The organism is Streptosporangium sp. NPDC050148 (assembly GCF_055586505.1).
On record NZ_JBVJIA010000040.1, the window covers coordinates 1 to 18203 of the forward strand.

16 protein-coding genes are annotated in these 18203 nt (G+C 68.7%); 6 read left to right on the forward strand and 10 right to left on the reverse strand.

Annotation, left to right across the window (positions count from 1 at the left end; all coding sequences use genetic code 11):
- Positions 1-165: 165 nt before the first annotated feature.
- Entirely contained in the window at positions 166-375 is a 210-nt protein-coding gene (locus ACZ6RT_RS32110) for a hypothetical protein (protein WP_470157581.1), read from the reverse strand.
- Positions 376-377: 2 nt separating this feature from the next.
- Positions 378-884 (reverse strand): hypothetical protein, encoded by a 507-nt coding sequence (locus tag ACZ6RT_RS32115; RefSeq protein WP_470157582.1) that lies wholly within the window; start codon positions 882-884, stop codon positions 378-380.
- Positions 885-941: 57 nt separating this feature from the next.
- On the opposite strand from ACZ6RT_RS32115, the gene ACZ6RT_RS32120 reads away from it, so the two are divergent.
- Complete coding sequence (locus tag ACZ6RT_RS32120) at positions 942-2087, forward strand: helix-turn-helix domain-containing protein (RefSeq protein WP_470157583.1); 1146 nt, start codon at positions 942-944, stop codon at positions 2085-2087.
- Positions 2088-2096: 9 nt separating this feature from the next.
- Here ACZ6RT_RS32120 and ACZ6RT_RS32125 read toward each other — a convergent pair whose 3' ends face one another.
- On the reverse strand, positions 2097-3503 hold the full coding sequence (locus ACZ6RT_RS32125) for a replication initiator (protein WP_470157585.1): 1407 nt from the start codon (positions 3501-3503) through the stop codon (positions 2097-2099).
- Between the two features lie 702 nt (positions 3504-4205).
- A complete protein-coding gene (locus tag ACZ6RT_RS32130) occupies positions 4206-5948 on the reverse strand; it encodes a recombinase family protein (protein WP_470157587.1) in 1743 nt (580 codons plus the stop codon).
- Here ACZ6RT_RS32130 and ACZ6RT_RS32135 point away from each other — a divergent pair.
- Positions 5838-7034 (forward strand): alpha-amylase family glycosyl hydrolase, encoded by a 1197-nt coding sequence (locus ACZ6RT_RS32135; protein ID WP_470157643.1) that lies wholly within the window; start codon positions 5838-5840, stop codon positions 7032-7034. The genes ACZ6RT_RS32130 and ACZ6RT_RS32135 overlap by 111 nt on opposite strands.
- Positions 7035-7163: 129 nt before the next feature.
- Here the strand turns inward: ACZ6RT_RS32135 and ACZ6RT_RS32140 are convergent, their stop codons facing one another.
- Complete coding sequence (locus ACZ6RT_RS32140; protein WP_470157588.1) at positions 7164-9557, reverse strand: WD40 repeat domain-containing serine/threonine protein kinase; 2394 nt, start codon at positions 9555-9557, stop codon at positions 7164-7166.
- 258 nt (positions 9558-9815) lie between these two features.
- On the opposite strand from ACZ6RT_RS32140, the gene ACZ6RT_RS32145 reads away from it, so the two are divergent.
- The 4 genes from ACZ6RT_RS32145 to ACZ6RT_RS32160 all read left to right on the forward strand — a co-directional run bounded on the left by ACZ6RT_RS32145 (position 9816) and on the right by ACZ6RT_RS32160 (position 14349).
- Positions 9816-10958, forward strand: a complete 1143-nt coding sequence (locus ACZ6RT_RS32145) for an alpha-amylase family glycosyl hydrolase (RefSeq protein ID WP_470157590.1) — start codon at positions 9816-9818, stop codon at positions 10956-10958.
- A 187-nt stretch (positions 10959-11145) separates the two neighbouring features.
- A complete protein-coding gene (locus ACZ6RT_RS32150) occupies positions 11146-12504 on the forward strand; it encodes an ABC transporter substrate-binding protein (protein WP_399189345.1) in 1359 nt (452 codons plus the stop codon).
- A 34-nt stretch (positions 12505-12538) separates the two neighbouring features.
- Positions 12539-13456 carry a carbohydrate ABC transporter permease gene (locus ACZ6RT_RS32155; RefSeq protein WP_470157592.1) on the forward strand — a complete coding sequence of 306 codons (918 nt, stop codon included), beginning with the start codon at positions 12539-12541 and terminating at the stop codon, positions 13454-13456.
- Entirely contained in the window at positions 13453-14349 is an 897-nt protein-coding gene (locus tag ACZ6RT_RS32160) for a carbohydrate ABC transporter permease (protein ID WP_399189349.1), read from the forward strand. The genes ACZ6RT_RS32155 and ACZ6RT_RS32160 overlap by 4 nt, the downstream gene beginning before the upstream one ends.
- A 340-nt stretch (positions 14350-14689) precedes the next feature.
- Here the strand turns inward: ACZ6RT_RS32160 and ACZ6RT_RS32165 are convergent, their stop codons facing one another.
- From ACZ6RT_RS32165 to ACZ6RT_RS32185, 5 genes are all read right to left on the reverse strand, one after another.
- The gene (locus tag ACZ6RT_RS32165) at positions 14690-15106 is read right to left on the reverse strand and encodes a CBS domain-containing protein (protein ID WP_344908231.1); all 417 of its coding nucleotides are present in this window, start codon (positions 15104-15106) and stop codon (positions 14690-14692) included.
- Positions 15107-15315: 209 nt separating this feature from the next.
- The gene (modA, locus tag ACZ6RT_RS32170; protein WP_470157594.1) at positions 15316-16104 is read right to left on the reverse strand and encodes a molybdate ABC transporter substrate-binding protein; all 789 of its coding nucleotides are present in this window, start codon (positions 16102-16104) and stop codon (positions 15316-15318) included.
- A 271-nt stretch (positions 16105-16375) separates the two neighbouring features.
- Positions 16376-17044, reverse strand: coding sequence for a cation efflux transmembrane domain-containing protein (locus tag ACZ6RT_RS32175; protein WP_470157596.1), 669 nt, complete (start codon positions 17042-17044; stop codon positions 16376-16378).
- Positions 17044-17385 carry an ArsR/SmtB family transcription factor gene (locus tag ACZ6RT_RS32180; protein ID WP_399189355.1) on the reverse strand — a complete coding sequence of 114 codons (342 nt, stop codon included), beginning with the start codon at positions 17383-17385 and terminating at the stop codon, positions 17044-17046. The genes ACZ6RT_RS32175 and ACZ6RT_RS32180 overlap by 1 nt, the downstream gene beginning before the upstream one ends.
- 249 nt (positions 17386-17634) lie before the next feature.
- The gene (locus ACZ6RT_RS32185) at positions 17635-18129 is read right to left on the reverse strand and encodes a hypothetical protein (RefSeq protein ID WP_470157598.1); all 495 of its coding nucleotides are present in this window, start codon (positions 18127-18129) and stop codon (positions 17635-17637) included.
- Positions 18130-18203: the final 74 nt, after the last annotated feature.

Genomic DNA, 18203 nt, shown 5'->3' on the forward strand with positions numbered 1-18203 from the left:
ACTGTCATGCCCACACCCCGCCGTTCGCGCCGACGGTCACTCCGGACCGGGTTGACACGCCCCGCCCATCGGATGTCTCGGGCCTGGCGGCCCTGTGCTTCGGGTCGGGTTGCCACCGAATGACATGGTTACCAACAGCGAGAGCGACCTACCCGATCGCCACCATCAGGTGTCCCTGGCCTGCCGCAACCGGTCCAACGCGTCGTTGACCAGGCGACCGAGGTTTCCCAGTTCGTACAACATCCGGCGACGTTCGTCGTCCTCCCAAGCCTTGATGGCCGCCCCGAGATCACCCGATCTCCCAGCAGTGATGATGATCTCTTGGCCGTTGACTCGCTTCGTGGCCGCATCGCCCAGGATGACCCAGCCGTACACGATCACGTCCCCCGAGCGGCCAGGACCAGGTCAACTACCTTTTCCGGTTGCTCCTGCCCGACAGCCTGAAGATCAGAACCGTTGCGGATGGACACCAGGTAACACCCTGAGCGCGGCCCTATGGTCACCGTGATATCGCGCCACCCCCGAGGGTCGACCACTGTGAGTTCCGGTGGATACCGCTTCACCCACGTCCGGTAATCAGGTCGGTTGGGCCAGGTAGGGAAGTCAGTATGGTTGCCATAGAGCCCGAGACTGATCGTGCTGTGACGGCAAGCGCGGATGCCATGCTCGGCGAGAAGTCGTTGCACGACAGCCAGAGCCTTGTCCTGGCTTTCCGCTGTAGCGTCGGTGATCACCTCGCCGGACTCGTCGCTACGCCGGTTTTTGCTCTGCTCCTCTGCTTCGCCTTGCGTCACCCTCATAACACCCGTCTTTCCTCTCACCAGCGTGCGCTCTTTGGGTTCCTTATGGTTCCGACCCGTTTCTGAGAGCACCAGCAAGGGCATCGCTTACAGCGATAGAGGTACTAGGGGAGAGATCGCTCATAGCGATACGCTCGTTCGGTGGATGTGCGGACTTTCCCCGAGGCCCTTAAAGCGATCATGGAGCAGCAAGGGTGGACCCAGACCGATCTCGCCCGCGAGCTAGGTGTTTCCCAGGCATGGGTCTCCGAAGTGCCCCGAGGTCAGAAGGACACTGGCATGGCCAAGGCCATCAAGTTACTGGCACGCGTAGGCTGGGAAATACGCATATCTCCCAAAGTGGAGGAGTCCGTGGAACGCAGGGAATTTCTGGCAGCCGCCGCATCCGTTATCTTCGTCCCCTCTACCAGCGCGAATCCCTACCAGGACGCCAATTATGTGAACACACTGGCTACATCGCTTGCCCGTAGTCGGTATGAGCTTGGCGGAATTCCGCTTATGTCGCGTGCGTCAAGCCATATGCAGCACGTTGACCGAGTACTAAAGGACGTCAACGAACGGCCCTTACAAAAAGCAATCTCCGAACTTATGTACCAGGTCACTCTCGTTCTGTATGACGCGGGGAAACTTTCCCAGGCCGACCGGACCGGTGGGATCGCGCTTGACCTCGCACTCCGAGCTCAGGACTTCAAGAGCCAGGCCCGCGCGTACGACAGCCTGAGCCGAGTCAGTCTCTATCGAGGTGACCACGCCCGAGGGGTGACCTACGCCCAGCGAGGATTGCAGGTCCCGGACATCACCAGTAGCCAGCAGGCATCTTTGAACATGAGGCTTGGGCGTTCCCTGGCGCTCATACCAGAGCAGAAAACAGCATCCAGGGACGCGCTCGATCGCGCGCTCAACATCGAAGGACTTTCTCCCTTCGGGGAGGCTGCCTTAGCGGGTGACGTCGGCATAGGACTGAGCCACCTTCGCGAATACCGGGAAGCTGGAACGCTTCTGAACGAAGCAGCCAGCACGATCGGGCAATGGTCGCCACTTTTCCGGGCTCAATACCTGGGGCGGCAGATACAAACGGCAATAAGAGCTTCCGACCCGTCTTTCGCAGCTGACCGGATGAACGAACTGGCGCGAGCACTCCCGTTCGTCGCTTCGGCAAGAGTCAACAAGCGGGTGCATGAAATACTCCGAGCGTCCCTCAAATGGAACGCCACCCCAGAAATACGGCAGGCGCGCGAACACCTGCAATCCATGATTTTCCCCGAAACCCCACCGCCCGCCGCGTGACAACGGGCTTCATTGTGCTGCCTGTTCTTTGGCGATCCTGCGGGCGGTGGCGATGCGTTCCCGAGCCACTTCGGCCCAGAAGGGTTCGCCGTTCCGGTAGCCGCTTCCGGCATAGCGCCACTCGGCCAGGGTGACGGTGCTCCCGTCGGCCGGATCGGGCAACCCGAGGAGCGTCCGAGCTTGCGCGGCGCGGTAGTCGGCACGGGTCCGGCGGAGTTGGCCGAGGGTGGTGGAGTAGTAACGGCTCTTGGTGGAGAAGTGGCCCCGGTAGCCCAGCATGTGAGCCCATTGCCGCAGCGGGATGGATCGGTATTGAGGCAGGCGACTCAGAGCGAAACAGGTGTAGATCATGCGCCGGGCGTGTTCGGTCACGGGCAGCCGGGTGACGTCTGCGACATCTCGGATGCGTCGATCCACCGTGCCCGCCGATTCGGCTCCCTTGGTCGCGTACTTGGCCACGTACGACGCCACCCGCTGATCACTCACGCCGTCCAGATCGGTGGAGACGAAGACCGGCCGCACGTCGAGCTGATCCCCCCAGCGCAGCAGGACCGGAGGCGGAGCATCCGGCGGTTGTTCCGAGGCAGGCACGACGACCTGTTCGGCGGCGTGCCGGATCGCGACGTCCAGCAGTGAGACGGTCACCCAGTCCGGCGGAGGAGATGTAGGACCGTCCGGACCGTCGAGGCGGATCACCGCGTGGAAGTGGACCAGGCCGCGCGCTTGGTACTCGGCGACCTTGGCATACGACAGGCGCAGCACCTCACGCAGATAGGCCCGACGCACACCGAGCAGACGAGCCAGGGCAGCCGGGAGCGCTTGAGTGAAGCGGCGCCACAGCTCTCCGGCGTGAGCGTTCCACAAGACCGCGCCCTGGTAGTCGTAGCAGTCCACACAGAGCGGCTGTCCCACGTGTGAATCCTTACGATCGTGGCGCCTGCCGCAGCCCTCGTGACGGCCGTGAGGGCACATCGGGGAGCCACGGCGGGGACGGCACGGCAACGGCTTACCGTTCTTGCCCGTGCGGTGAGCATGAACCGCGCCGAAGGAGGGGGCGGTGAAGGTGGCGAACACCCGGGGGTGACCGCCTACGTCCTCCGGGACGCCCTTGCCGCCGCGCAGGCCGGAGATGATCAGGTGGTAGGTGTCGTCCTTGTAGACCGCCGAGCAGGCCGCACAGCGCGACGCACGACGGTTACCGCAGGCGGTGAGCAGGAACCCGGTGGGTTCGTCGGCCGTCCGGTAGACGTCGAGGATCTCACCGGTCGCGCCGTCGAAGGTCAGGCGTTCACCGTGCAGGCGGACCGGTTGGGCACAGCCACCCGTGGCGTAGACCATGCGTTGCCACCGGGTGAAGTCCGGCATGGCCGCCCGTTCGAGCGCGGCCCTGATATCGGGTGAGAGATCAGGGATCACGCGCCATCCCTCCCATGCTCGGTGGGAAGCGTGGGCACGGCTGGCACGTCATCCGTGTACTGAAGGCCATGAATAGCGGCGATACGCTGCCATCTCTCGGCAGACCACCGGGGCGATTCGGCGAGTTTGCGCTTGCACCACTCCTCGGCAAGCGCGGCGTACGGTCCCATTTCTTCGGGTACCAGCAGGGGCCTCCTTTCCTCGACGGAAGCCATCCACCACATCCGGAGACGACGAAAGCACCAACGCAGGGCACGCCGAGACAGGTCACGGCGTGTAGAGCGATGGTGCTTTCAGCGAGAGGATCTTGGAGTGTTTGTATGCGACGACTAACAACCGGTGAGCGCTGCCAGGTCTTGCGGCCTACCGCTGGGCCGGGGCCCTCCAGCGGAACGGCTGATCATATTTTTTGCCCGGTGGCTTTCTTGCGCTCGAACTGTCGCGGCCGGTTTCTCGCTTGCTTCGGAGTGATCAGGAGGCTGGGGGAACTGTTCAAGGTCTACCACATATGCAACGGGTAGCAGCAGTTCACGGTTCCCTTTGCGTAGCTTCGCCAGCCGTCCCTGTGAGTCCGTAGACGTCCACAGGAGTCCATAGATGTCCGTCAGTTCGCACCAGGTAGACGCAATGAGTAAGGGATCTGTGCCCCTTCGGTAAGGAGCACAGATCCCTTGACGTTCCAGGACGTCTAGGACGTCTTGACTACCCTTCGCGCCAGACAGGTACGAGAAGATCGGGATTGAACGGCACCCTTCCCAGTCGTCCGCTCGGGAGAACGATCACCGCATGCAGTACTTCGCGAATATGCGCACGCTTCAGTGAGATCGGCATTCCCCCCTCTTCCACGGGAAGGTACCAACGCCGCCGTAGATCGGCGATGTCGATGGATGACCGGCTCTGCCGACGTTCCAAACTAGCCGAGAATTTCGCCTTCTCGGATCTCAGACGTCGAATTTCTTCTTCCAGTCTCGGAAGAACACGAAAATAATGATCGTTTGAGAAATTTCCGGCAATCCATTTGTCGGTCAACTGCTCCAAGCGTTCAAGAGCGTCTTTGTACTCGTTTTCGTGAGGCCACGAAGTGTCTTCGGGTTGAACGAACCGCGCTTCCTCCATCTTGCCGAGAACGAGTTCCGAGATGAAGTAATCCACCACATCCCCCCGGCGTCCTACACCAGAACAACCACCCACGGACGGCGCCTGGCAGACATATCTGAAAGTCTTCCCGTCCGTATAGTTCTTCACTCTCAACCGAGTGTTACAAGCCCGCCCGTCCTCCCTGGGCTTTCCGCACCGCAAGATTCCAGTGAGCAGATACGAGGGGTCACGAAAGTCACGAGGCAGATCACCGATTACGCTTCCCTTCGCGTCAACGAACTTACCGATACGGGCGTCCAGTATCTCTCGAACCGCCATCCACTTCTCGGGAGAGACGATCCTTTCCCACTGGCCGACGACAGGATCCCCGTTCTCGTCCCGCACCAGCTCTTTGTCCAGTTCGCGGTAGCCGCAAATTCGAGGATTCGAGATCACCACTCGAACGCTACTCGGCTTCCAGGGGTTGCCCTGGGTGGTGAGCATCCCTGCCCGGTTCCATTCAACCGCGATAGAGGATAGCGACTGACCCGCGATGAACCTGTCAACAGCATCACTACAGAACTTGGATTCAACGGGGTCGAGGGTGCGCCCGTCCTTCTTCCACCCGAATCGCCTGGGCCCGCCGACCGGAATGCCTTCTTCCGCTCGACGGCGATGAGACTGCCGGGTGCGACGCTGTATTCTCCGTACTTCCTTCTTCGCTTGCACGGCCGCCGTGAGCCCGGATGCTTCGACGTCTTCGTTGTACAGGTCAAGAACTCGATCTTCATCGGCGTAGACGAACCCGTCGTTGTACGTGAAAGCTTCGACGAAACGTTCGTAATCGCCAGGGCGCCGGGTGAGCCGGTCATCCACCCAGACGACGACACCCCGAATCGGAGTTCCGTCGCTCAGTTGCCCCGCGTGGAGCGCCTTCAGCATGGCCTCGAACTCGTCGCGGACAACCGTCACTTTGGATGCTGACTTGTCGTTGTCCGTGAACTCGTGAACTATCGTCCACCCGTGCTTGGCCGCCGTCCTCCGATTGATCTTGTGCTGATCCTTCACCCCGTGCCTGTCACGAGCCTTGTCGGCGGAGATGCGCGCGTACGAGACGACAGGTACATAGCCGGGATCCAGCGGGGCGAGCTTGACCATGACGATCCTCCGGTTGCCCTTGAGCGTATGTTCTAGCACAACTGCTGGATCGGCAACTGGGAGGGCGAGGACTCGCGCAGCTGCTGGCTGCACGAGGACCTGGCCGACTTCAACACCGAGAGCAAGGTCGTCCAGGACTACCTGATCGACGTCTACAACAGGTACATCGACATGGGCGTGGACGGTTTCCGTGTCGACACCGCCGTGCACGTCCCCCGCGTCACCTGGAACCGACGGTTCCTGCCCGCGATCCGCGCGCACGCCACCGCGAGGTTCGGCGCGGCCAAGGCCAAGGACTTCTACGTCTTCGGCGAGGTCGCCGCGTTCGTGCACGACAAGTGGAACCGCGGCTCGGTCAACCACTCGGCGCAGTTCTACACCTGGAAGGAGCGAAAGCAGTACAGCGCCGACGACGTCAAGGCGGCCATCGAGCAGTACGACCACGAGAACCTGATGGGCACCGGGAACCAGCCCGTCAGCACCAACGCCACGCTGAACGGCAACACCTACCACGCGCCCGACCACAGTGCCTTCTCCGGCATGAACGTGATCGACATGCGGATGCACATGAACTTCGGCGAGGCCTCCAACGCCTTCCACAACGGCAAGGACTCCGACGACAGCTACAACGACGCCACCTTCAACACCGTCTACGTCGACTCCCACGACTACGGCCCCAACAAGTCCTCGGTCCGCTTCGACGGCGGCACCGACGCCTGGGCCGAGAACATGAGCCTGATGTGGACCTTCCGCGGCATCCCGACGCTCTACTACGGCTCGGAGATCGAGTTCCAGAGGGGCAAGAGGATCGACTGCGGGCCGACCTGCCCGCTCGCCACCACCGGCCGCGCCTACTACGGCGGCCACCTGGCCGGGTCGGTCACCGCCCCGGACTTCGGCACCGTCTCCGGCGCCACCGGCGCGGTGGCGCAGACCCTGGACAAGCCGCTGGTCAGGCACGTGCAGCGGCTCAACCGGATCCGCCGGGCGATCCCTGCGCTGCAGAAGGGCCAGTACTCCACCGAGGGCGTCTCGGGCGACATGGCCTTCAAACGCCGCTTCACGCAGGGGGCGGTGGACAGCTTCGTGCTGGTCTCGGTCTCCGGCGGGGCCACGTTCACCGGCATCCCGAACGGCACCTACGTCGACGCGGTCACCGGTGACACCAGGGTCGTCACCGGCGGGACGCTGACGATCGCACCCGGCGGCAAGGGCAACCTGAGGGCGTACGTGCTCTCCCTGCCCGGCAACCCGGCCCCCGGCAGGATCGGTGCCGCCGGGCCGTACCTGAAGTAGACCCTTCACCGCTGATCCACCCCGGGCCGTCCCCGGGCCGGAGCGGATCGACCCGGGCCGGTCCGCCCGACCCGGACCGGACCGACCTGGACCGGACCGACCTGGACACCGTCCGGCCGGTCCGGCGGGTCAGCCCAGGCGCCAGACCCGGACGGTGTCGTCGCCGCCGGCGGTGACCGCGACGGGACGTCCCTTCAGGTCGGCCACCGCGGCGCCGAACACGTTGTGGTCGTGGTCCTTGAACGCCTTGCCCGCGCGCTCCCCGGTGTCCAGGTCGTGGACCCGCGCGGTGGAGTCGTTGCTGCCGGAGACCACGACGGTGAGCGAGCCCACCCGGCCGACGGCCAGGGAGTAGACCCAGCCGGTGTGGCTCAGGATCGGCGGGCGCGCCTCACCGCCCCCGGCCGCGTCGTCGATGTGGATCTCCTGCGCGCCGCCCGCGGAGAGCACCACGAGCCTGCCGTCCAGCTCGGCCGTGGTGACGGCCGAGACCTGGCCGCGCTGGACGAGGATCGTCTCACCGGCCCCGCCGCGCAGCGGCCAGCGGCGCACCGTCCCGTCGCCGCCCCCGGTGAACACAACGGGCTCTCCGTCGAGCACGGCGGCCGCCAGGCCGAACACGGGCGCGGTGGAGGCGCGGCGGGTCCTGCCGATCGCGGCCCCGGTCCTCAGGTTCCACACGCGCAGGTTCCCGTTCCGGCCGCCGGTCACCGCGACGGGCTCGCCGTCGAGGTCGGCCACGGTGACCGAGAAGACGCTGCCACCGGTGGCGACGGGCCTGCCGATCGCCTTGCGGCTCGCCAGGTCCCAGCGGCGCAGGGTCCCGTCGTCACCGGCCGACACCGCGACCGCCCTGCCGTCCAGCTCGGTGACCGCGACGGACCGCACCCAGTCGGTGTGCCCGGTGAGCGTGGCCAGCGGCTTGCGGGTGGCCAGGTCCCACAGCCGGACGGTGCGGTCGTTGGCGCCGGAGACGATCACCGGCTCGCCGTCCACCCGGGCGACCTGCACCGTTCCCACGTCGTCGCGGTGGCCGCGCAGCGGGCCGCCGACGGGGGCGCTCTTCCAGTCCCCGGTGATGGCGGTGGGGGTGGCCGCGGGGGACGCGGACCCGACGGGAGAGGGTGAGGCGTCGGCGGACGGGGAGGCGTCCGGCGAGGAGGAACCGTCCGGCGAGGGGGTGCCGGAGGCGGAGACGGTGCCGTCCGGGGAGCCGGACAGCACCACCGGGGTGGGATCGGCGGCTTTCTCCCCGGTCCCGGCCATCAGGGGCGGGAGCACGAAGATCCCGGCGGCCGAGACCACGGCCGCCGAGACGGCGACGGCGGCCCCGATCAGCCACGGGCGCGACCGTGCCGGACCGCCCGGACCGCCCGGCGCGGTCGTCTCCGGGGACCCCGCACCGGGATCACCCGGGGACCTCCACTCCCGGGGGCCGGCGCCCGGTTCGAGCGGGGAGACCCCGGCATGCGAGGGCTGCGGGAACGGCCCGGACGGGGCCGGCGCGGACTGCGCGGGACCGGGCGGGAACGGCGCGTCCGGGGCGGGCTGCGGGAACGGCCGGGACGGCGGGCCGGACGGGGGCGGGGTGCCCTGCGGGGACGGGCCGGCCTGCGGAGGCGCGACGTTCCGCGAGGGCGGTGCGGCCTTCGGGGCCGGGAGCGTCGGGTCCGGGGCGGGCGACGGGGAGGCCACGGCGGACGGCCCGGTGCCCGGGGAGGGCTGGCGGATCAGCCGGAACAGCAGGTCCGAGGCGACCGGCCGGTCGGCGGGCGCCTTGGCCAGGCAGGCCGCCAGCAGCGGCCGCAGTCCCTCGGGGACCTCCGACAGGTCGGGCTCTGCGGTGAGGATGCGGTGCAGCACGGCCGGAATGCTGTCCTGGCCGAACGCCGGGCGGCCGGTGGCGGCGAACACCATCGTCACGGCCCAGCTGAAGACGTCCGAGGGAGCGGCGGCCGGCCGGCCGTGGATCTGCTCGGGCGACATGTAGGTGGGGGTCCCGACCGCGCCGCTGGTCTGGGTGAGCGTGGCGTCGAGCGCCTTGGAGATGCCGAAGTCGATGACGCGCGGGCCGTCGCGGCCGAGCAGCACGTTGGCCGGCTTGAGGTCCCGGTGCACGATGCCGGCCTGGTGGATGGCGACGAGCGCGGTGGCGGTGCTGATCGCGATGCGCTGCAGGGCGGCGCCGTCGCGCGGTCCCTCGTTCTCGACGGCCTGCTGCAGCGACGGTCCCTCGATGAACTCGCTCACCACGTACAGGTGGTCGCCGCTCTCCCCCGCGTCCAGCACCCGGGCGGTGCAGAACTCGGCGATCTGCCGCGCGACGCTGATCTCCCGCTGGAAGCGGGCCCGCGCGACCGGGTCGGCGGCGAACCTCGGGTGCAGCATCTTGATCGCGACGTGCTCACCACCCGGGTCGCGGGCGAGGTAGACCGCACCCTGCCCGCCCTCGCCGAGCCTGGCCTCGATCGCGTACGGACCGAGGTCGGTGGGATCTCCGGGCCGCAACGCCGTGCCGGCCATCGTGCTCCTCCCCCGGCGCGCCCCCGCCCGGATCCGATGGGATCCGCCCGGCGGGTCCCGTGCCCCGCGGTCCGCGGCCGGGGAGCGCGCCACCCCGCGCGACGTCTTCCGCGAAAGAGCATGCCATCACCGGCAAGGTACGCCAAACCACCCACACGTCACCCGTCCCCTTCGGGGGCAGGTGACATGGCGTGCCCGGTGGTGCCGGCCGGTACCGGAGCTGATAGGGAGGATGAACTCACCGACGGAGGTAACACCATGATCTGGTGGCACGTATATCCCCTCGGCTTCCTGGGAGCCGAGGCCGAGGCGCTGCCCGCGTCCGCGGCCCCGGTGCCCCGGCTGGCGAGGCTGGAGCGGTGGCTGGACCACGCGGCCGATCTCGGTTGCGACGGGCTGGCCCTGGGGCCGGTCTTCGCCTCCGAGACCCACGGCTACGACACCGTCGACCACTTCCGCGTCGACCGGCGCCTGGGCACCGAGGCCGACCTGGTCGCGCTCGTCGGCGCGGCCTCCTCCCGGGGGCTCGGCGTGCTGCTCGACGGGGTCTTCAACCACGTGGGCCGGAGTTTCGCAGCGCCGCCGGGCTGGCTGAGCGGCGGCACGTTCGAGGGCCACGACCGGCTCGCCGAGCTCGACCACGGCAACCCCGAGGTCGTCGACCACGTCGCCGGCGTCATGGCGTACTGGCTGGAGCGCGGCATCGCCGGATGGCGGCTGGACGCGGCCTACGCCGTGCCGGTGGAGTTCTGGCGGAAGGTCACCGACCGGCTGCGCCCGCGCTTCCCGGACGCGTGGCTGGTGGGCGAGGTCATCCACGGCGACTACGCCGCGTTCGTGGAGAAGGGCGGCCTCGACTCCGTCACCCAGTACGAGCTGTGGAAGGCGATCCGGAGCTCCCTCAACGACCGCAACCTCTTCGAGCTGGCCTGGGCGCTGGACCGGCACAACACCTTCCTGGAGACGTTCGCGCCGCTGACGTTCGTCGGCAACCACGACGTGACGCGCATCGCCAGCAGGCTCGACGACCCCCGCCACCTCGGGGCCGCCCTGGCGGTCCTGTTCACGGTCGGCGGCGTGCCGTCGGTCTACGCCGGCGACGAGCGGGGCATGCGGGGCGTCAAGGAGGAGCGCGCGGGCGGTGACGACGCGATCCGCCCGGCCTTCCCCGACGACCCGTCCCTGCTGCCCGCCCTGTCGCCCGGCGGCGAGGAGGTCCACCGGCTGCACAGGGAGCTGATCGCCTTCCGGCGGGAACGCCCCTGGCTGGCCAGGGCCCGCACCACGGTCACCGCTCTGACCAACACCGCCCTGTCCTACCGGGTGAGCGACGGCGAGCGGGCGGTGGAGGTGACCGTCGACCTGGAGGACGAGCCGTCCTGGTCCGTGCGGCCCGCCTGAGGGCCCGGCCGCCGAGGCTTCCGGCCCCGTCCGGACTGTGAGATGGTCCGGATCATCACTTCTGCGGGCCGGACGGCCGTCCTGCCGCCGGTCCGCAGGTCCGGTCGGCAAAAGGAGTGACATGTACTTGTTTGTTTCTCGTTTAGGGGGAAGACGGAGCGCACTCACTTTCAGGAAGAGGGCGAAGATGCCTGTTTCACGAGCAGGGCGTGTGGCCGCGGCGGCGATGCTGGCCGGTTCTCTGGCCGCGTGCGGAGGGGTCGGGGCGAACAAGGGACCTGCCGAGGGGAGCAGTGGTTCCGGGGCGTCGTCCCTGACCACCATGGGGTTCGGTCTTCCCGACGAGATCGCCACGGTACGGGTGGACGCCTTCAAGAAGGCGTACCCCAAGGTCAACGTGACGATCAACCAGGGCCAGTTCAACGAGCAGGCGTTCCTGTCGGCGGTGGCCTCGGGCAACCCGCCGGACGTGGTCTACCTGGGCCGCGACCGGATCGGCGGGTACGCCGCCCGCGGGGCCATCCAGCCGCTGGACTCCTGCATCAGCGGCCAGTCGATCGCGACCGACGACTTCTACCCGGCCGCGCAGCGGCAGGTGCGCTTCGCCGACAAGTGGTACGCCATCCCCGAGTTCTACAACTCGATCGTCCTGCTGGTGAACAACAAGGCCGCGCGTGACGCCGGGGTGGACCCGGCGAGCATCGACACCTCCGACTGGGACGGGCTGGCCCGGCTCGCGAAGAAGATGACCCGGATCGAGGACGGCAAGATCGAGCGCTTCGGCTTCTACCCCAAGCTGCCGGAGTTCCTGCCGCTGTGGGCCAAGGCCAACGGCGCGGACCTGCTCAGCGAGGACGGCCGTACCGTCAACCTGGACGACCCGAAGGTCGGCGAGGCGCTGGAGTACGCCACCGGCCTGGTGGAGTCGCAGGGCGGGTGGAAGAAGCTCAAGGCCTTCACCGACACGTTCGACTACTTCGGGGAGGGCAACCCGTTCGCCAAGGACCAGATCGGCGCGATGCTCACCGAGCAGTTCGTGATCAGCGCGATGGCCGGGGTCACCCCGGACGCGGACATCACGGTGGTGCCGTTCAAGGACCGTCAGGGCAAGCCCGTGAACATGGTGGGCGGCAACGCCTGGGTCATCCCCAAGGGCGCGCGCAACGCGGACGCGGCCTGCTCGTGGATCAAGACGATGACCGCGGCCGACACCTGGGTCGCGGCGGCCCGCGCCCGCGCGGACAAGCGCGCCAAGGAGGGGAAGGTCAACATCGGCACCTACACCGGCAACGCCAAGGCCGATGAGGTGATCTTCTCCGAGGTGGTCAAGCCCAGCGGCAAGAAGGCCTACGACGACGCCGTGAAGACCATCCGCGCCGTGCAGGAGGCCGGTTTCGTGGTTCCGCAGTCGGCCGCCGCCGCCGAGTTCAACACCGCCTGGCAGGACGCGGGCACGAACGTGCTGCAGGGGCGGCAGAAGGCGGCCCAGGCCCTGGCGGAGGCGGACGCCAAGGCGCAGAAGGCCATCGACGAGGCGCAGCCGTGAGCCGCCGTCCGGGCACGCCCGCGGGGGGCCGGCCTTGAAAGCCGCGCTCTCCCGCCCGGAGACGCGCTGGGCGTACGTCTTCGTGCTGCCCTGGGTGGTCGGCCTGCTGCTCTTCCAGCTCGGGCCGATGGTCGCCAGCCTGGTGCTGTCGTTCACCGACTACGACCTGATCAGCCCGCCGCGGTTCACCGGCCTGGACAACTACGCCACGATGGCGCAGGACCCCAAGGTCATACGCGCCATCGGCAACACCCTGTTCTACACCGTGCTGCACGTCCCGCTCTCGATCGCGCTGGCCCTGGGGCTGGCGCTGATCCTGAACCGCATCACCGGCCGGGCGGCCGGGGTCTTCCGGACGATCTTCTACCTGCCGTCCATGACCCCCCACGTCGCCGTGGGCGTGCTCTTCCTGTTCCTGCTGAACGGCCAGGTGGGCATGGTCAACCAGTTCCTGGCCCTGTTCGGGGTGCAGGGGCCGCAGTGGACCAGTGACCCGGACTGGATGCTGGCGGGCATCGTGCTGATGTCGCTGTGGAACCTCGGCTCCACCACCATCATCCTGTTCGCCGCGTTGCGCAACGTCCCGGCGGAGCTGAGCGAGGCCGCGATGATCGACGGGGCGAGCACGTGGCAGCGGTTCCGGTCGATCACCCTGCCGATGATCGGCGGGGCGCTGTTCTTCGTGGTGATCGTCAACACGATCGCCTCGCTGCAGATGTTCGACCAGGTCTACACGATGTACTTCGGCAACACGCAGGCCCAGAACTCCTCGGGCGACGCCGCCCTGTTCTACGTGATCTACCTTTTCCAGCAGGCCTTCCAGTACCTGCACATGGGTTACGCCTCCGCGCTGGCCTGGGTGCTGTTCCTGGTCATCGCGATCATCACGGTGATCCAGGTGAAGGTGGGCAACCGGCTGGTGTACTACGAGGCCGAGGAGCGCAGCCGATGACCACCCTGCAACAGGCGCCCCCCGCAGCCGAGCCGGCCGCGCCGGCGCCCGACGACGCCGGCAGGCCGACCCGGAGGATCTTCTTCCTGATCGTGCTGGCCGTCGCCTCGGCGATCCTGATCTACCCGTTCGTCTGGCTGGTCTCGGCGTCGCTGAAACCGCGCGACCGGACGTTCAGCGACCCGTTCCTGCCCTGGCCGTCGCCGTTCCAGCCGGAGAACTACATCTCGGTCTGGGACGCCGCGCCGATGCTGACGTGGCTGGTGAACACCCTGGTCGTGGGCGTCGTCGCCGCCCTGGCGGTGACGCTGTCGAGCGCGTTCGTCGCGTTCGGCTTCGCCTACTTCCGCTTCCCCGGCCGGGGCCTGCTGTTCGCGAGCGTGCTGGGCACGATGATGCTGCCCGGCGCGGTCACGCTGGTCCCGACGTACCTGATCTGGAACTCGGTGGGGCTGACCGGCACGCAGGTGCCGCTCTGGGCGGCCAACCTGTTCGGCTCGGCGTTCTACATCTTCCTGCTGCGCCAGTTCCTGCTGGGCGTGCCCCGGTACGTCTTCGAGGCGGCGCGCGTGGACGGCGCCTCGTACCTGGACCTGTTCTGGCGGATCGCGCTCCCCCTGTCGCGGCCGGCGCTGATCATCGCGTTCGTCTTCGAGCTCAAGGCGAGCTGGTTCGACCTGATGAAACCGCTGATCTACCTGCAGGACCCGGCGCTCTACACGCTGCCGAGAGGGTTGAAGGCGGTGGTCGACCAGTTCTACCAGGGGGGCGACCCCAAGTGGGAGATCGTGCTGGCCGCCAGCGTGATCACCACGCTGCCGCTGATCGCGATCTTCTTCCTGGGTCAGCGGTACTTCCTGCAGGGCATCGCCACGACCGGCCAGCGAGGGTGAGACCCGGTCCCCGCCCCGCGGGGACCGGCATCCGGGCGGGATCTCCCTCGGCCCCCGCGCTCCGGGCCGCGCGCGGGGACCGTGCCCCCCCTCCGCCCGGAGGGAACCGGTCCGCCCGGAGGGGACCCGTCTGCTCGGAGGGGACCCGTCCGCTCGGAGGGAACCGGTCCGCCCGGAGGGGACCCGTCTGCTCGGAGGGGACCCGTCCGCTCGGAGGGAGCCGGCCTCGGACGCGCGTCGGGCGGCTCCACCGTCACGGTGGAGCCGCCCGAGGCGGCCGGTCGCGTGCCGGGCGGCGGTCGCCCACCGCCCCGGCGCGCCGGGCAGTCGCCGGTGAGCGTCAGTCGCTGGTCAGCGCGTCGAGGAGGTCGCCGACCGGCGCGTCCGGCAGGGCACGGGCCACGTCGGCCAGCGCCACCATCCCGATGAGCGTGTGACCGTCGATCACCGGCAGGCGGCGCACCTTGTGCGAGGCCATCGTGCGCAGGATCTCCCGGGCGTCGTCGTCGGCACCGATGGTGACGGGCTTGCCCTCGCCCAGCTCGCCGGCCAGACAGCTCTTGGGGTCCTTGCCCTTGGCGAGCACCTTCACCACGATGTCCCGGTCGGTGAGCATGCCCTGGAGACGGTCGTCGGAGCCGCAGATCGGCAACGAGCCGACGTCCAGACGGGCCATCTTCTCGGCCGCCTCAAGTACGGTCTCCTCGGCCTGCACGCATTCGGCGCCCGCGGTCATGATCTCTCGTGCGGTGGACATGGTCGCTCCTTTCTCTCGCTCCCCCGCCCTGACGGGCGGCTGTGACGGGTTCGCCTACCCGTGCTTCCGACCCCGACACATCGGCGGTGAAGGCGTGAACGAACGATCACCTACGGTTTGACGACGCCCGCGGAACCGGCCGTGCCCCGCCCCTGGTACGGGGGCATGACGTGTCGCCGGGACGCGGGAGCCCGTCCCGGTCTCGTGTCTCAGGGGACCTGGAAACCGGCTTTCGTCAGCACGTCCCGGCCCTGTCGCGACAGCACCAGGTCGACGAACCGCCCGGCCGCCTCGGGAGCGGCCGCGGAGGAGAGCGCGGCGACCGGATAGTCGTTGACCGCTTTCTCCGCCCCGGGGAAGTCGATGCCCCTGACCCTGCCCGCGGCCGCCAGGACGTCGGTCCTGTAGACCAGGGCGGCGTCGACCTCGCCGAGCTCGACCTTGGTCAGGGTGGCCTTGACGTCCTGTTCCAGGGTGACCGGGGTGACCGTGAGACCGGCGGCGTCCAGGACCTTGGCCGCGGCGGCTCCGCAGGGCACCTGCTCGGCGCACAGGGCGACCTTCACCTTCGGGTCGGCGAGGTCCGCCAGCTCGTCGACCCCGGCCGGATCATCGGCGGGGACGGCGATCTGCAGGCGGTTGCGCGCGAACGTGACCGGGGGCGCGGCGGTCGGCGAGGCGTCGGTGACGGTCTTCATCGTGGCCGGGCTGGCGGCGGCGAAGACGTCGGCCGGGGCGCCCTGGACGACCTGCTGGGCGAGGGTGGCACTGGAGCCGAAGTTGAAGCGCACCGTCGTCCCCGGGTGCGCGGCCTCGAAGGCCCTGCCCAGCTCGGTGAACGTCCCGGTCAGCGACGCGGCGGCGAACACCGTCAGCGTCGTGGCACCGTCCCCCGAGGGGGCGGCCGGGTCACCGGCGCCGCAGCCCGCCGCACCGGCGGCCAGGGCGAGGGCGAGCGGTGCCGCGAGCGCCCATCGGGCGAGACGCCCGGCCGTCACGCGGCCTCGTCGATCCGGAACGTCGTCACGAACCACCACGATACCGTCGCAGATTCCGGAGGGGAAAGGCGAACTCCATGGCAATCATGATGGGATAGGTCCTTTTCCCATCGCACCTGAGGATCGCGTCGAGGTCAGGGCCCCGGGCATCCTTCGACGCTCGTCCGGCACCCGGGCCGGCACCCCGGACCGACAGACCGACACCCCGGACCGGCACCCCGGACCGGCACCCCGGACCGGCACCCCGGACCGGCACCCTGGACCGGCACCGTCAGCGACCACAGGCCGGTGACGATCCGCCCGCCCGCCCGGCGGCCGGGCCGCAGCAGGCGTCCCCGCGCCAGGCCTCGCGGCCTTCCTTGACCGCCACGGCCGCGATCACCAGGGCCGCGACCGGATCCGCCCACCACCAGCCGAACAGGCTGTTGGCGGCCAGGCCCACCAGCAGGACCGCCGACAGGTAGGTGCACAGCAGCGTCTGCCGGGAGTCGGCCACCGCCGAGAGCGACCCGAGTTCGCGACCGGCCCGGCGCTGGGCGTACGACAGCAGCGGCATGATCGCCAGGCTGAGCGCGGCCAGGATCAGCCCGGGTGTGGAGTGCCCGGCCTGGTCGGCGCCGAGCAGGGCCCGGACGGCCTCGACGCCGACGTAGGCGGCCAGCGCGAAGAACGAGAACGCGATGACGCGCAGCGCGGCCCTCTCCCGCCTCTCGTGGTCCGCGGCGGAGAACTGCCAGGCCACCGCGGTGGCCGAGGCGACCTCCACGACGGAGTCCAGGCCGAAGCCGATCAGCGCGGACGACGAGGCCAGGGTGCCGGCGGTGATGGCGACGGCCGCCTCGACGACGTTGTAGGTGATGGTCGCGGCCACCAGCAGCCGGATGCGCCGGGTCAGCACGGCGCGGCGGGCCGGGGCGGGGCCGAGGGAGAGGGTGGCCATCAGCAGCAGCCCTGCCGCCCGGCGTCGGCGCAGGTGCGCTCGGCGTCGGCGGCCACCGCGACGACGGCGGTGCGCAGGTCGTCCAGGGCGTGGCCGAGCCGGGCGTCGGCCAGCTCGTAGCGGGTGCGCCGGCCCACGGGGACGGCCACGACCAGGCCGCAGTCGCGCAGGCAGGCCAGGTGGTTGGACAGGCGGGTGCGGGAGATGCCCAGCACCTCGGCCAGCTCGGCCGGGTGGGCGGGGGCCTGGCGCAGGGCCAGCAGGATGCGGCAGCGGATCGGATCGGCCAGCGCGCGTCCGAACCGTACGAGCACCTCGATCTCGGGGGCGAGCGTCAGCATGACCGCATGGTACATGGAATCCTGAATTCAGGAAATCCTGTACATCGATTCCGATCGCCGAAGGGACCGGCGGCGGCCGGAGCCCGCCCCAGGGACGACCGGCATCGAACGGGCCCGCCCTGCGAGGTGACCGGCACCAGGCCGGGAACCCCCTCCCCCGCACGATCCCGGACGGTCCCGCACGGTCCCGCACGGTCCCGGACGACTCCAGGACGACTCCAGGACGGTTCTGGTCGACTCCCGGACGGATCACGGTCGTGGTTCGCGGTCGCCTCTCTCCGCCGCCGCCACCTTCGCGGCCGCGTCGCGGAGCAACCCGGGGGCCAGCAGGCGATGGACGGCGGACAGCGGGGGCCACACGACCCGGCCCAGGGGCAGGTCGTAGCGCACGAAGGTCGCCAGCGACACCCCGCCGTCGGCCACCCGTACGAGAAGGTTGCCGCTCAGGAACCAGGAGGCGGCCTCAAGGCGGACCCAGTCGTCGCCGCGCCCGCCGATCCGCCATCCGGCCACCGTGTCCGGCGACCGCCTCCGGTCGAGCCGGAGGCCGAGGAAGCCGCGCCAGATCAGCAGCTCGGTGGCATCGGGGACGTCGCCGAACATCGCCCGGGCCCAGCGCTCCGGCGTCGCCTCCACGGTCGTGGCCAGGACGAAGTGGTCGGCATAGTTGAAATCGGGTAACGAGCTGAGAGCTTGGACGGATGCGGGGACGTCACGCGTCCCCATGACACTGCCGACGACCATCTCACGGTCTCCATTCACATATACGCCACCGTATAAAATGAGGGTAACCCCGTTTATACGGTGGCGTATATATC